Source organism: Pseudomonas lundensis (genome assembly GCF_015377145.2).
Taxonomy (GTDB): domain Bacteria; phylum Pseudomonadota; class Gammaproteobacteria; order Pseudomonadales; family Pseudomonadaceae; genus Aquipseudomonas; species Aquipseudomonas lundensis.
The window spans coordinates 4,494,195-4,508,877 of the sequence record NZ_CP062158.2 but is presented as its reverse complement, the minus strand read 5'-3'; the positions used below and the strand labels follow the sequence as shown (position 1 = coordinate 4,508,877).

Annotated in this window: 7 protein-coding genes; 4 read left to right on the top strand and 3 right to left on the bottom strand. The window is 60.2% G+C overall.

What is annotated here, in order from left to right; translation table 11 throughout:
• Nucleotides 1-105: 105 nt before the first annotated feature.
• Both mscK and IF654_RS20990 read right to left on the bottom strand, forming a co-directional pair.
• Nucleotides 106-3,471, bottom strand: coding sequence for a mechanosensitive channel MscK (gene mscK / locus IF654_RS20995; RefSeq protein WP_047281966.1), 3,366 nt, complete (start codon nt 3,469-3,471; stop codon nt 106-108).
• Between the two features lie 35 nt (nt 3,472-3,506).
• Nucleotides 3,507-5,249 (bottom strand): potassium/proton antiporter, encoded by a 1,743-nt coding sequence (locus IF654_RS20990; RefSeq protein ID WP_047273041.1) that lies wholly within the window; start codon nt 5,247-5,249, stop codon nt 3,507-3,509.
• 266 nt (nt 5,250-5,515) lie between these two features.
• On the opposite strand from IF654_RS20990, the gene IF654_RS20985 reads away from it, so the two are divergent.
• The 4 genes from IF654_RS20985 to IF654_RS20970 all read left to right on the top strand — a co-directional run bounded on the left by IF654_RS20985 (nt 5,516) and on the right by IF654_RS20970 (nt 10,357).
• On the top strand, nt 5,516-7,546 hold the full coding sequence (locus IF654_RS20985) for a type VI secretion system Vgr family protein (RefSeq protein ID WP_194862093.1): 2,031 nt from the start codon (nt 5,516-5,518) through the stop codon (nt 7,544-7,546).
• On the top strand, nt 7,533-8,417 hold the full coding sequence (locus IF654_RS20980) for a DUF4123 domain-containing protein (RefSeq protein WP_194862094.1): 885 nt from the start codon (nt 7,533-7,535) through the stop codon (nt 8,415-8,417). Before IF654_RS20985 ends, IF654_RS20980 begins: the two co-directional genes overlap by 14 nt.
• A gap of 228 nt (nt 8,418-8,645) precedes the next feature.
• Nucleotides 8,646-9,686, top strand: coding sequence for a hypothetical protein (locus tag IF654_RS23060; protein ID WP_052892133.1), 1,041 nt, complete (start codon nt 8,646-8,648; stop codon nt 9,684-9,686).
• Nucleotides 9,687-9,772: 86 nt separating this feature from the next.
• On the top strand, nt 9,773-10,357 hold the full coding sequence (locus tag IF654_RS20970) for a hypothetical protein (protein ID WP_139047486.1): 585 nt from the start codon (nt 9,773-9,775) through the stop codon (nt 10,355-10,357).
• Between the two features lie 94 nt (nt 10,358-10,451).
• Here IF654_RS20970 and putA read toward each other — a convergent pair whose 3' ends face one another.
• Nucleotides 10,452-14,405, bottom strand: coding sequence for a trifunctional transcriptional regulator/proline dehydrogenase/L-glutamate gamma-semialdehyde dehydrogenase (gene putA / locus IF654_RS20965; protein WP_094987613.1), 3,954 nt, complete (start codon nt 14,403-14,405; stop codon nt 10,452-10,454).
• Nucleotides 14,406-14,683 lie beyond the last annotated feature (278 nt).

The window sequence follows — 14,683 nt, the reverse complement described above, 5'->3', positions numbered from 1 at the left end:
CCGTCTCCCACATAAATGAATGGCGTCGTTGCAGCGGGCGGCGACGGGGTGCCGGGCCACCCGTTTTAAGGAGATCCCGGCGGGCCCGATCGCAGCTTTGGGCGCTTACAGGGTTTTGGGCGCGTCGGGCTTGTCCAGTCGCGGCGGCGAGTCGGGCGTGTTCGGCGCTGGCGGCACTTCAGGGCCGATCGGCACCAGTTTGTATTCCTGGCCCTGCAAGTTCTTGAGGTACACCTCCATCTGCTGGAACGAGATGTTGATGCTGTGGTTTTTGAACTCGCGGTTGATGAAGCGGTTGACCTCGTCAATCACCGGGTTGCGGTCGCCCAGATCGCGCACGTGCATACGCAGTTCGTGGTCGAGCGTGCTTTGGCCGAAGTTGAGGAAGTACACGAGCGGCTCCGGGTCTTTGAGCACCCGCGGGTTCTCTTGCGCGGCCTTGAGCAGCAGCTGTTTGACCAGGTCCAGGTCGGAGCCGTAATCGACACCCAGTTTCAGGGTCACGCGGGTGACGGTGTCGGTCAGCGACCAGTTGATCAATTGACCGGTGATGAACGTTTTGTTCGGGACGATGATGTCCTTGCGGTCGAAGTCGGTGATGGTCGTGGCGCGGATGCGAATTTTGCTCACGGTGCCGGAGAGGTTGCCGATGGTGATGGTGTCGCCAATCCGTACCGGGCGCTCGAAGAGGATCATGATGCCGGAGATGAAGTTAGCGAAAATCTCCTGCATCCCGAAGCCCAGGCCTACCGACAGCGCGGCCACCAGCCACTGCAACTTGTCCCAGCTCACGCCGAGGGTCGACAGGGTGGCGACAAAGCCCACGCCGACGATCACGTAGGTCAGCAAGGTGGTTGTGGCGTAAGCGCTGCCTTGCCCCAGATCGAGGCGCGACAGCACCAGCACTTCCAGCAGCCCCGGCAGGTTGCGCGCCAGGGCGATGCTGATGCCGATGATGACCAGTGCGCCAATCATGTCGCCAATACTGATCGGCACCATGCTGGCGTTGGCACCGGTGCCGCTGGTGTATTCGTAGAGGGTGATGTTGTCGAGGTACGAAAACACTGAAATCAGGTCGGCCCACACCCAGTACAAACCGCCCACAAATGCGGCAAGCAGCGCCAGACGGATCAGCCTCAGCGATTGCTGGTTGACCTGTTCAATGTCCAGCGTGGGTTCTTCGATGATGATCTCGTTGCCTTCGCCGGCTTCCTTGGCGGCCTGGCGCTTGGCCAGTGCGCGTTGATAGGCCAGACGGCGGGCCGCCACGGCGAGCCCGCGCACAAAGGCGGCTTCTGCCACCAGCCAGAACATCAGCAGGTAAAGCGTGTTGATCAGGCGGTCGCTGAGTTTGAGCGCCGTGTAGTAGTAGCCGAAGCACACGGCCACAAACAGGGCGAGCGGCAGCAGGGCAAAGGCGAAGCCCAGCAATTTGCGCAGGCGGTAGGCTTTCTTATCGGTTTCGAAATCATTGAGCAGCAGCAGGCGGCACAGCAGCCACGCCATGGCGGCGTAGCAGCTGAGCACGATCACGATGCCCAGCACGTCGTCGGCCAGCGCGGCCGGTTGCTGTTCGGCAAATGCCACCACGGCCACCAGCGCCAGTACCACAAAGCCCAGCTTGCGTACCCAGCGCTGAAGGAACGCCACCAGCGGTTTATCCCAGCGGAAATGCAGCTCCGCCACGCCGCCCGGCGCCAGCATGCGGTAGGCGGTGTAAAACACCAGCCAGGCCTGGGCCATCTGGATCAGCGCCGCGCCGAGGTTGGCGTTCATGCCTCGGGCATCGGTTTGCAACGCATAGCCGCACAAAGCCAGAGCCAGCGAAATCGGCATGGCCAGCAGGATATTGATCAGGATTGCCATCGGCGTGTGCCATTGGCTGTCACGTTTGAAGTGGCCAATGTCCTGATGGATGTTGTTCAACTTGCCGTACAGGTAACGGCGTTTCCATAGCAGGGCCACGATCAGCAATGCCAGTGGCGAAAACAGCCACGGGCGCTGGGCCAGGCCATCGCGAAGCTCGCTCAGACCGGATGTCCAGGGCAAGGTCAGCAGTTGCTGTTTGAGGTAGTGCGGGGCGGTTTCGAGCCATTCCAGGTCCAGCGGCTTGTTGCTCGGGATCCAGAACATTTGCTCATCGAGCGTGGCGCGCAGACTTTGGGCGGTGCTCAGCAACTGCTTCTGGTTCAGTTGCAGGGTGATGGTTTCGTTGAGCAGCGCGCTCAGTTCGCGGTTCAGGCGCTCCAGCAGTTCGCCACGGGTGCCCACCAGTTCCAGCAGGGTTTTGCGCAGTTGCGGGGTGACTTGATCGGCCGGTTGCGTGCTGAGCAGGTTGTCCACGTAGGCAACCGGGTTGCTGATCAGTTCGCGTTGCTGGTTGATCTCGAATTGATACAAGCGGATGTCAGCGATTTCGTCCGCCAGGTTCTTGTCCATCTTTTGCAGACGCGGCAGCGCTTGTTTCTGTTTGTAGAGGATCTTGGACAGCAGAAGGCTGCCCTTCAGCACGCTGATTTGCTCATCCAGCGCCTGATCGCTTTGGGTGACGTTGTCCAGTTGTTGCTTGGTTTCGAGGTTCTGCTGCGTGACTTCGTTCAAGCGATCGGTGCTGCGCAACAGGTAGTCGGAAAGCTTGAGGTTGAGCGCGCTCTCGGTGGCCAGCAGGCTGCTGCTGCCAGACTTTTGCGCTTCCAGCGATTGCTGGGTCACGGTTTGTTGCGATTGCGCCAGGCGTTTCTGGTTGATCAGGGTTTGCAGCTCCTGAATCTCTTGGTCCTGGCGCGCGGTTTTTTCCAGCAGCAGGTCATGCTGGCTGCCGCTGAGGTCTTGCAGCAGGCTGTTGCCCGCCAGTTCCTGACGGCGCAACGCAATCAGCGAGGTGAGGGCAGCCGCCTCGGCGGTGAGTTGGTTGCGCTGATCCTGGGTCAGCAACTTGCCGTTATCGCGGCCCAGCTTGAGGGTGGTGTTGATCTGCTGGATGCGCGTCTGGCTGGTGCTGATTTCGGCCTGCGCCCGCTCAGGTCGGGTTTGGGCCGCGATGGTCATGCTGTTGGCGCTGGCCAGGGCTTTTTGCAGTTCGCCCTGCTGCGTGGTGCGATCCGCCACCAGTTGCTCCAGCTCGGGCACGCTCAGATTTTTATAGCGTTGGGCCACCGGCACGACAGTACTGGCTTTGAGTCGCGCCAGTTCGCGCTGGTTTTCGAGGGTTTGCTGCTGCGCGGTGCCGAGCAGTTGCTTGACCTCACTCAGGCTCTGTTCGTATTCCGCCTTGTTGGCCAACTGGGCAAGGGTCTTTTCGAGGACCGCTTGGAGGGCCTTTTGGTCGGCGTCGGGCAGCTTTCGATCGGCAATTTTATCCAGGCTTTGCTGAACCGACTCGGCGGTCAGAGGTTCAGCCGCTTGCAGCGAACCCACACAAAGGCTCAGGCCGAGCAGGACGGTGGCTAAAAACGTGCGCAGAGTGGGCATAGATTCCGGTCATACGAGGGACAGAAGTGGGCAGTTTAGAGGAACAACCCCGGACCCGGGGCACTTCCTTCGGGGAATCTGACGCCCACTTTGGCGATCTTGTTCCCGTCCATCACGGCCACGGTCCAAATGGTGTTGTTCCATTCCACCTGGTCGCCTACGACGGGCGCACCGCCGACCTTCTGCGCAATGAAACTGCTCAGCGGCAAGTTGGGGTCGATCCCGTCGAGCTTGAGGCCGTACAGCGCCGATACGGCGCCCAGATGGGCGTCGCCTTCAAGCACGAAGTCACCGAAGAAGCGCAGATCCAGACCACGGGTCGGCGGTTGGCTGAACAGTTTGCCGAGGGCCGGCAGGTTGTGTTCGTGGCCGATCACGCAGAGCAAATCGCCAATTTCAAGGGTCGTACTGCCCGACGGGTGGAGCAGTTGCTGGCCGCGAAACAGCGCGGCGATACGCGTCCCTTCGGGCATTTTCAGTTCTCGCAAGGCGGCACCGATGCACCAGTTTTGTGCATCCAGACGGTACACAAATAACTCCCATTCACTGGTCACGTGAACCTCAAGGGCTGCGCGGGAGATGGGGGCCAGGTCGGGCGGTACGGTCACTTTCAGCAGTTTGGCGACCCACGGCAGGCTGGTGCCTTGCACTAACAGGGAAACCAGCACGATAAAGAACGCGAGGTTGAAATACAGCTGCGCATTCGCCAGCCCGGCCATCAGCGGGAACACGGCCAGAATGATCGGCACCGCGCCGCGCAGCCCGACCCATGAAATAAAGGCTTTTTCACGGGAGTGGAAGGCTTTGAAGGGCAGCAGGCCCACGAGCACGGACAACGGGCGGGCGAACAGGATCATCCACAACGCCAAGGCCAGTGCCGGGACCGCGATGGGCAGTAAGTCGTGAGGCGTGACCAGCAAGCCCAGCACCAGGAACATGCCGATCTGCGCCAGCCAGGCCATGCCGTCGAGCATGTGCAAAATGCCGTGGCGGCTGCGGATCGGGCTGTTGCCGATCACCAGGCCACACAGGTACACCGCGAGGAAGCCGCTGCCGTGCAGGGCGTTGGTGAGGGCAAACACCACCAGGCCGCCCGCCACGACCAGAATCGGGTACAGGCCGTTGGCCAGATTTATGCGGTTGACCAGTTGCAGCATCATCCAGCCGCCCGCCAGGCCAATGGCGCCGCCGATGCCGAACTCACGCAGCAAATTGAGCAGCAAGCTCCAATGCAGGCTGGTTTCGCCGCTGGCCAGCATGTCGATCAGGGTCACGGTGAGGAACACGGCCATCGGATCGTTACTGCCGGATTCGATCTCCAGGCTGGCCGACACCCGTTCGTTCAGCCCTTTGCCGCCCAGCAGGGAGAACACCGCCGCGGCATCGGTTGACCCGACGATGGCGCCGATCAGCAAGCCTTGAATCAGGTTCAGGTTGAACAGCCAGGCGGCCATCAGACCGGTCAGCCCGGTGGTAATCATCACCCCGACCGTGGCCAGCGATAACGCGGGCCAGAGCGCCACGCGGAAACTGGAAACCCGGGTTCGCAAGCCGCCATCGAGCAGGATCACCGCCAGCGCCAGGTTGCCCACCAGGTAGGCCGTCGGGTAGTTATCAAAAATGATGCCGCCGCCGTCGACGCCAGCGGCCATGCCCACGGCCAGAATGATCACCAGAATCGGGATCCCCAGGCGGGAAGACAGGGAACTCACCAGAATGCTTGCACCCACCAGCAACGCGCCGATCAAGAACAGGCTGTTGATGGTCGTCGCATTCAAAGGCAGTACTCCAGAAAACTCAAAGGCAGGGCGCATACCGATCTAGCAGTTTGCGTGCCAGCGATTCTAACCTGCGCGATTGCCGGGCTGTCAAAAAGGTTTTGTGAAAGCGCGGCCGAGGGTTTGTAGCAGCGATTGGCGCCGTTCTTTTAGAAATTTAGGAATCCTCCTACAAAGGCTATGACGGTGTATCCGTTAGCGTTTACCTCCTTTGCCGAGGGGTGGCTTCATGATGAGGCGCACCCTCAGTTTCTGAGGAACCAAGGATGTCCACCGTTAGCCGCCAAACCCGCTTCCAGCTGACCCTCATGGGCAGCGACCAGCCCTTTTCGGTGCTGGCTTTCAAAGGCGAAGAGGCCATCAGCGAGCCGTTTTCCTTTGACATTCAACTGGTCAGTGAACGGGCCAGTCTTGACCTCGAAACCCTCTTGCACCAGCCCGCCTGGCTCTCCTTTAGCCCCGGTCACGGCATTCATGGCCAGATTGAGCGCATCACTCGCGCCAGTACCGGCAAGCGCCTGACCCATTACCGCCTGACCCTGGTCCCAAGCCTTGCGTACCTCGCGCATCGCACCAACCACCGGATTTTCCAGCAGCTGAGCGTGCAGCAGATCATCCAGCAGGTGCTTGAAGAGCACGGGCTGCTCAGTGACGTCTATAGCTTTGCCGGGTTCTCGGAGTACCCGCCTCGCGACTATTGCGTGCAATACGGCGAATCGGACCTGCACTTCATCCAGCGGCTGTGTTTTGAGGAGGGTTTTCACTATTACTTCAGGCATTCGCCCGACAGGCATGAGCTGGTATTCGGGGATAAACAACAGGCCTTTACCCCGCTCAAAGCGCCCACACCTTACGTGCCGGGCAGTGGCCTGGTTGCCCAAGGCCCTGTCGTCCATGATTTTCAGATGAGCCTGCAAGCCTGCACCAACCGCACGTTTACCCGCGATTACGACTTCGACAAAGCCGGGCGCACCCTTGAGGCAGACAGCCATTCGCCCTCCAGCATGCGCCCGCTGGAACGCTACACCTACCCCGGCCGCTTCACCCGCGATCAAGAAGGCCTGCGTCATAGCCTGCGCACGCTGGAGCGCCATCAGGCCCAACACTGCGTGGTCAGCGGCCAGAGCGATCAGCCCGCCTTGCTCAGCGGGCATTTTCTGACCCTCAGCGAGCACCCGACCCCTGCAAACAACGCGCAGTGGCTGCTGACCCGCGTGCGGCATGAAGGCCACCAGCCGCAAGTGCTGGAAGAAGCGGCGCCCGCCGCCGACGAAGGGTTTCAGGGCTATCGCAACACTTTTGAAGGAACGCCGGAGATCGGCACCTTTCGGGCCCCGACGGTGTACGAAAAGCCGCGCATTTTCGGCAGCCAGACCGCCCGCGTCACCGGCCCGGCGGGCGAAGAAATCCATTGCGACCCGTATGGCCGGGTGCGGGTCAAATTCCATTGGGACCGCAGCCTCGTCACCGATGAACGCAGCAGTTGCTGGCTACGGGTTTCGTCGAGCTGGGCGGGGGCGCGCTATGGCGGCGTCAGCGTGCCGCGGGTCGGCATGGAAGTGCTGGTGGACTTCGTCAACGGCGACCCGGACTGCCCGATCATTTCGGGGTGCCTGGCCAACAGCCTCAACCCGTTACCGCTGGACTTGCCGGCCAACAAGAGCCAAAGCGTGTTCCGCAGCCGCAGCACCCCCGGCGGCAACGGTTACAACGAACTGCGCATCGAAGACCGCCAAGGCCAGGAGCTGATCTACCTGCATGCGCAGCGTGACCTTGAGCAACACATCAAACACGACAGCCGCTTGCAGGTCGACGGTCAGCGCAGCGAAACCGTGACCGGCAACAGCATCAGCGTGCTCCAGGCCGAAGAACAGCGCACCGTCAGCGCGGACCGCAAAGTGCAGATCCTGGGCAGCGATCATCTGCACGTTGCAACCAGCGCCCATACCCGTGCCGGACAGAGCGTGCTGGCCGAAGCCGGGCAGGAAATCCACCTCAAGGCGGGCGCCATGGTGGTGCTGGAAGCGGGCGCAGCGCTGACGCTGAAGGCGGGCGGGCAGCATATCGTCATCAGTGCGGCGGGGATTTATTGCAGTTCGCCCATTCAACTGGGAGGCGTGCCAATACCGGGCACGCCGGCGATGCCGTTAACACCGGGTGCGGTGGAGGTCTTGCGCAGTGTTGAGCTGGACCCGGCGACCCAGATTCAGGCATTGAGCCTCAAGGCACCGGCGTGTCCGCAGTGCGAAACCTTGAAAAAAACCGTTGCAGTGGGAGGCGCTCATGCTGACGCCTGACGCCTTGCCTCGCGACCTGCCCTGGCAGCGCAATGCCTATTTGTTTCTGGACGGTATCAGTGTGAGCAACCTGCGCGTCCGGTTGCACGAGTGGTTCGACGCGCCGGATTTCCAGCTGTTGTATGCCAACACACCGCTGGCGTCCTGCAATGCCGTCTCTCCCTGCCTGGTAACGCTCAACGGCCTGCAAACGCCGGGTTTGCAGCCTTATTTCACGCAGATTGCTGAAGAGTGGGGCTACCTGATTTTCAGCCAGGCCAGCGCCTATGAGGTCATCTGTCATTTGCGCGCGCTGCTCAATGCGCAGTACCCGCAAGGGCCGAATGTCTGGTTGCGGGTGGCTGACCCCGCCGTGATGCACGCCTTGCTCACCCATGCCGCCAGCGCGCACACGCCACACATGTTCGGCCCGATGGAGCAGGTGGTGCTGCCGGATGTGGTCAGCGAGGCGTGGCACCACCATGTGCGCAACGGTGATCTGCCTCAGCCCTTGGGGCCTCAACCGTATGCGCTGTGTGATCGCCAGGTGGCCTTGCTTGATGAGGTTCGTCTGCGGTCTACCTGGATCAACCTGCATCAGCACGTGCGTGGAGCATTCCCGCATGCGCCGATCGGTCAGGACGCGCCAGCGCGCTGGGCGTGGATTCACCAAATCACCGAGGAGGCGTATGGGTTGGGATTCAGCAGCGAACACGACATCTGCCTGTACGCCAACGTGCAAGTGTTATTAGGGCATGACGGGGTGACACAGCACCCCGACATCGTCGAATTGCTGACCCGACCGTCCTCGCTCACGCCTGCCCAGCGCATTACACACGCCGCCGAACTGGCGCTCGCTCGCAGCCACTGCGTTGAGGACCTCACGGCATGAGCGCAGGGCGAGATAAAGCCCATACCCTTGGTCCTGGATGGCCTATGTCCCCTGTTGGGTGAAGGCGACAGGGCATCCCGAGGTTAAACAACAAGGGTTCAAACAGGCGGCGAAGGCGCTGGAGGTTTATGGGGTAGAGAGCCAAGTCGCAGGGTTAACCCTCCGGTTTGGAGTACCGGCTCGTCATGACGTGAGGGCCTGCGGCAGCAATCAAAAAGGGTGATTTAAATGAATGAAGATCGGTATGAGCACACACCGCGCGCGGGCGACCATGCTAAAGCCGCTGATTGTGAAATGTTGTTTCTAGCGCCCAAGCCGGTTCCAACGGGGTTTACGCCCTTTAGTATTCAGAAGATAAATCGACACACGAGTGATGTGTTTATAGATGTGGGACCTGGAGTCCGTAATTTCGAGTTTGAGTTTCGACTGGCTGCGGGATTCTTAGTGAGTGTGGCTTTAATTTTTACGATTTTGAATGTGATTATTTCTTTGGGCGCTTACGCCCAAGGGCATGATTTCAGGCGTGTGCTGATCGATAACGTTAACAATGCCTATGTGCTGGGGGGTGCAGGGTTCCTGTTGATCGCCGTCGGGATGTTTCTCTATAAGTGGGTCAAACGCGATATGACTCATCCCTGCATGCGTTTTAATCGCCAGCGCCGCGAAGTGGCGTATGCGCCCAAACATGGCCAGCCGCCGTTTATCGTGCCGTGGGAGGAAGTGGTTGCCGGGGTTACGTTCAGCCGGACGGTCAATGAACACATAAAGGTGACTGCTTCGTTGATGATCGGATTGCATGACCGCGCCAGTGGCGCTCTGGAATGGATGAGCATTCCCAGGGATAACCTGAAACTGGCGATCAGCGAGTGGGAAGCACTGCGGGTTTATATGGAAGAAGGGCAGCTGCGGGGGATGCGGGACACGTTGTTGACGGATGAAGCATGCACCCCCGGCACGGTTGCCCACTTCCATCAGTGCCGCCGGGTATACCGCGACACCCACTCGGCGCTGGCGTACTGCTTTGGATTTTTGATGGTTCAGTGGTGTAGCGGCTGGACCTTGCCCTGCCGACTGGCTCAATGGCTAAAAACGCGGCCCAAGGCGACGTTTCCGAAGTCCATTGTTGAATGGTCGACATCACTCCCCCCGAAACACCATGCCAAGCCCAGCGCCGAGTTGCTGCAAAAAAGTGCGCAGATGCGCGAGGCCTATGGCAAGGGCATAAACGTGCTGGGGTATTTCAATATTGAAGTCCCGGATCGGGTTTGATTAACGACTGAGTCGTTCATATGGTTGAGATTTGTCCTGCATGAAACTCGGAACAGGATGATGTTTCGGCGCTGTGGAAGGGAGCAATGTCGCCGCTTTCATTCGTCTGGAATTTCCCTATGGCACAGGACACAGCACTCGCGGGCGTTAGGCCCGCCGAGTTTCATGTCATTTCGATCAAAAAGTTCATCTTCATGTACGCCATCACCATGGGGTGGTACTTGATAATTTGGTTCTATTTGCAGTGGAGGCAGTACAAGCGTTCGACCGGCGATAATGTGTGGCCTGCCTTCAGAAGTGCTATTGGTTTGTTGTATGTTTTTTCGCTCTTCAGCAAAGTGCAGTGCGCACTCGTTGAGTCCGGTCGCGACTATGAGTGGTTTCCGACCGCCCGCGCCATCGTGCTGTTTACCGCTTGGATCGTCTCGAACGCCACCCTGTTGATGGAGCCGGAACCCTTCCTGTTTGTGCTTCACGCAGGGGTGTTGGCGCTCTGCTGCTGGGGACTGGCAGGGGCTCAGAAGGCCATCAATTTTCTGCACAACGACCTTCAAGGCAAACAGAACCAGGCACTGAGTCTTGGCGAAAGCGTGTGCGCAGTCGGAGGGGGCGTTATGTGGGTGTTGTTGATCGTGACGTCGTCACTTGTGATGGATATGCCCATTGAATAAACGCGCCTGCGAGGTTGATTGATTGTTCGCAGGCAATAAAAAAACCGGGCACCTTCACAGGTGCCCGGTTTTTTTTCAGCTTACGGTTACGGCATCAACCGATGGTCATCAAGCTGGCGTTACCCCCCGCTGCAGCGGTGTTGACGCTCAGGGCGCGCTCGATCACCAGGCGTTCCAGTGCGATGTTGGTTTCGCCCTGGGACAGACCTTGCACACCGACGATAGCGCCCGCACGTTTGGCCACTTGCTGGCACACATCGCGCAATTGGTCGCAGTCGCCATGGTGCAGCACGGCGTCGAAGATCACCTCGTCCTTGGTCCAGTCAGCGACCTGTTTGATGCGTGCCTGTACTTCTTTGGGCAGGCGGGTCAGCAAGGCTTTGGCCAATTCGCTGTCCGGCACGACCGCCGAGCTGCCCACGGCCAGAACGGCAGCCAGTTGAGTCAGCAGGTCGCTTTCAGTGTCGGCCAGGCACAGCACGTGTTCGCGCGGCAGGATGGCGTAGCTGTTGCGCTCGCCCGTCGGGCCATTCAGCAGGCGGGTAATACCGCTTTGCGAATGAGCGGAGAACTCGCTGCACAGTTCGGCCAGGGCCGCTTGCTGATTGTTTTGTGCCCAGCTTTGCAGCGCGTTGAGGGGTTTGCTCAAGGCTTCGCGAGCCTGGGTGTCTGGCGCGCTGATGGCGTCAACTTTCGCGAACGATTGCTCAATGGCATCGGCCGGACGGGTCGACAGCAGGCGGAACAGGTACAACGGGCCACCGGCTTTCGGGCCAGTGCCTGACAGGCCTTCACCACCGAACGGTTGCACGCCGACCACGGCGCCGACGATGTTGCGGTTCACGTAGACGTTGCCCGCATTGACGCTGTTGACCACTTTGGCGATGGTCTCGTCGATGCGCGTGTGTACACCCAGCGTGAGGCCGTAGCCCGATGCGTTGATTTGCGCGATCAGGTTGTCGAGGTCTTTGCGCTTGTAACGAACCACGTGCAACACCGGGCCGAAGATTTCGCGCTCCAGCTCGTCAAAGCTTTCGAGTTCAATCAGGGTCGGCATGACGAAGGTGCCACGCTTGCATTCTTCGATGTCGGCAATGGCCATCTGGTACACGTTGCGACCCTTGTCGCGCATGCCCTGGATGTGTTTTTCGATACCGGCTTTGGCTTCGGCGTCGATCACCGGGCCAATGTCCACGCACAGACGCTCAGGGTTGCCCATGCGCGATTCGGCCATGGCACCTTTAAGCATTTCGATGACGCGATCAGCCGAATCTTCCTGCAAGCACAGGACGCGCAGCGCCGAACAACGCTGACCGGCACTGTCGAAGGCCGAGGACACCACGTCGATGACCACTTGTTCGGTCAGCGCCGAGGAGTCGACGATCATGGCGTTCTGGCCACCCGTTTCAGCGATCAGCGGGATTGGACGGCCTTGGGCATCCAGACGGCCCGCGATGTTGCGTTGCAGGAGACGGGCGACTTCGGTGGAGCCGGTGAACATCACGCCTTTGACGCGATCGTCGCCGACCAGACGGGCACCCACGGTTTCGCCACGGCCCGGCAACAGTTGCAAGACGCCTTCCGGGATACCGGCTTCCAGCAGGATGCGCACCGCTTGTGCCGCCACCAGCGGCGTTTGCTCGGCAGGTTTGGCGAGTACCGGGTTACCGGCAGCCAGCGCGGCAGCCACTTGACCGCTGAAAATGGCCAGCGGGAAGTTCCACGGGCTGATGCACACCACTGGGCCCAGTGGGCGGTGGGCATCATTGGTCAGGTCGTTGCGTGCCTGTACGGCGTAGTAGCGCAAGAAGTCGACGGCTTCGCGGACTTCAGCGATGGCGTTGGCGTAGGTCTTGCCCGCCTCACGTGCCAACAGGCCCATGAGTGGCTGGATCTCGGCTTCCATCAAGTCAGCAGCACGTTCCAGAATGGCCGCGCGTTCGGCGGGCGGGGTGGCCTGCCAGATCGGCGCAACGTTCAGGGCGCACTGAATCGCGTTATCGGCGTCTTCAACCGTGGCTTCCTGCACGTGGCCAACCACGTCACGCAGATCGGACGGGTTGAGCACAGGGGCCGGGGTTTCAGTGCTGGACGCGCAACCGAGCATCGGCGCGGCTTTCCAGTCATTGTGGGCAGTGGCCAGCAAGGCGCAGGACAGCGACGCCAGGCGGTGTTCGTTGGCCATGTCGATGCCGCTGGAGTTGGCGCGTTCGCTGCCATACAGGTCGCGCGGCAACGGGATGCGCGGGTGTGGCAAGCCGAAGCCGCCTTCTTGCGCAGCCATTTGCTCGATCTGCGCGATCGGGTCGGCCACCAGCTCCTGAATCGAAATGCTGTGGTCGGCAATGCGGTTCACGAACGAGGTGTTGGCGCCGTTTTCCAGCAGACGACGCACCAGATACGCCAGCAATGTTTCGTGGGTGCCGACCGGTGCGTACACGCGGCAAGGACGGTTCAGCTTGCCTTCGGAGACTTTGCCCACCACTTGCTCGTACAGCGGTTCGCCCATGCCGTGCAGGCACTGGAACTCGTACTGTCCGGGGTAATAGTTCTGACCCGCGATGTGGTAAATGGCCGACAGTGTCTGGGCGTTGTGGGTTGCGAATTGCGGGTAGATGGCTTCTGGCACGGCCAGTAGTTTTTTCGCGCAGGCAAGGTACGACACGTCGGTGTACACCTTGCGTGTGTAGACCGGATAGCCTTCCAGGCCTTCAACTTGGGCGCGTTTGATTTCGCTGTCCCAGTAAGCGCCTTTTACCAGGCGGATCATCAGGCGATGACGGCTGCGGCGTGCCAGGTCGATCACGTAGTCGATCACGTACGGGCAACGCTTCTGGTAAGCCTGAATCACGAAGCCGATGCCGTTCCAGCCCGCCAGTTGTGGTTCGAAGCACAGACGCTCCAGCAGATCGAGCGACAGCTCAAGGCGATCGGCTTCTTCGGCGTCGATGTTCAGGCCGATGTCATATTGCTTGGCCAGCAAGGTCAGCGACAGCAGGCGCGGGTACAGCTCGTCCATCACGCGCTCGTACTGGGCGCGGCTGTAACGCGGGTGCAGGGCCGACAGCTTGATCGAAATGCCAGGGCCTTCATAAATGCCACGGCCGTTCGACGCTTTGCCGATGGAGTGGATCGCCTGCTCGTAGGACGCGAGGTATTTTTGCGCGTCAAGCTCGGTGAGTGCTGCTTCACCCAGCATGTCGTAGGAATAACGGAAGCCTTTGGCCTCAAAGCGCGTGGCGTTGGCCAGGGCTTCAGCGATGGTTTCGCCGGTTACAAACTGTTCGCCCATCAGGCGCATGGCCATGTCGACGCCCTTGCGGATCATCGGCTCGCCGCTTTTACCAATGATGCGGCTCAGGGAGGAGGTCAGGCCCGCTTCGTTGTGGGTCGAGACCAGTTTGCCGGTCAGCAACAGGCCCCAGGTGGCGGCGTTGACGAACAACGACGGGCTGTTGCCCAGGTGTGGGTGCCAGTTGCCGGTGCTGATCTTGTCGCGAATCAGGGCGTCGCGGGTGCCTTTGTCCGGGATGCGCAGCAGCGCTTCGGCCAGGCACATCAGGGCCACGCCTTCCTGAGACGACAGGGAGAATTCTTGCAGCAGGCCTTGAACGATGCCTGCACGGCCACCGGCGCTCTTCTGATTGCGCAGTTTTTCGGCAATCGAGGCCGCCAGGGTTTGCGTGGCTTCGGACATCGGCGCAGGCAGACGGGCCTGCTCGATCAGCATCGGCACCACTTCAGGTTCCGGACGACGATACGCCGAGGTGATCGCGGCGCGCAGTACGGATTGGGGCAGGATGCTTTCTGCGAACTCCAGGAAGCACTGGTGAGCGTGATCGGTTTGCACGTCGTCGGCGTCATCGCTGGCCGCGCCAGGGATACCGCTCAACTCGGTCAGGGTTGCACCACCCTCGAGTTTTTCCAGGTAATTGAAGATTGCCTGCTTGATCAGCCAGTGGGGCGTGCGATCAATCGAAGTCGCGGCGGCCTTGAGGCGCTCGCGGGTCGGGTCATCAAGTTTGACCCCAAGGGTGGTGGTAGCCATATTTTTATCCTCATGGGTGCCGCATTTGCGCGGCAGCAGCTGGCGGCAAGATTAGCTCCGCGCACAACGAGGTGCAACCTAGTGCAACCCGTTTTTTTGAGGATTGTTCGACACTTCGTCAGGAATTTTCCTTGGCTGGATTTTTTTGCACAGCGTTGGTGCTTTTTCTTTGCTTATGTGCGGTTCTTGCTCCGAAAAGGAGCAAAAAAACCGAATTGAGATGAAAAGGCGACAAGGTGCAACTTGTCAGACAAAAACTGGTTGCACCTGATTTGCTT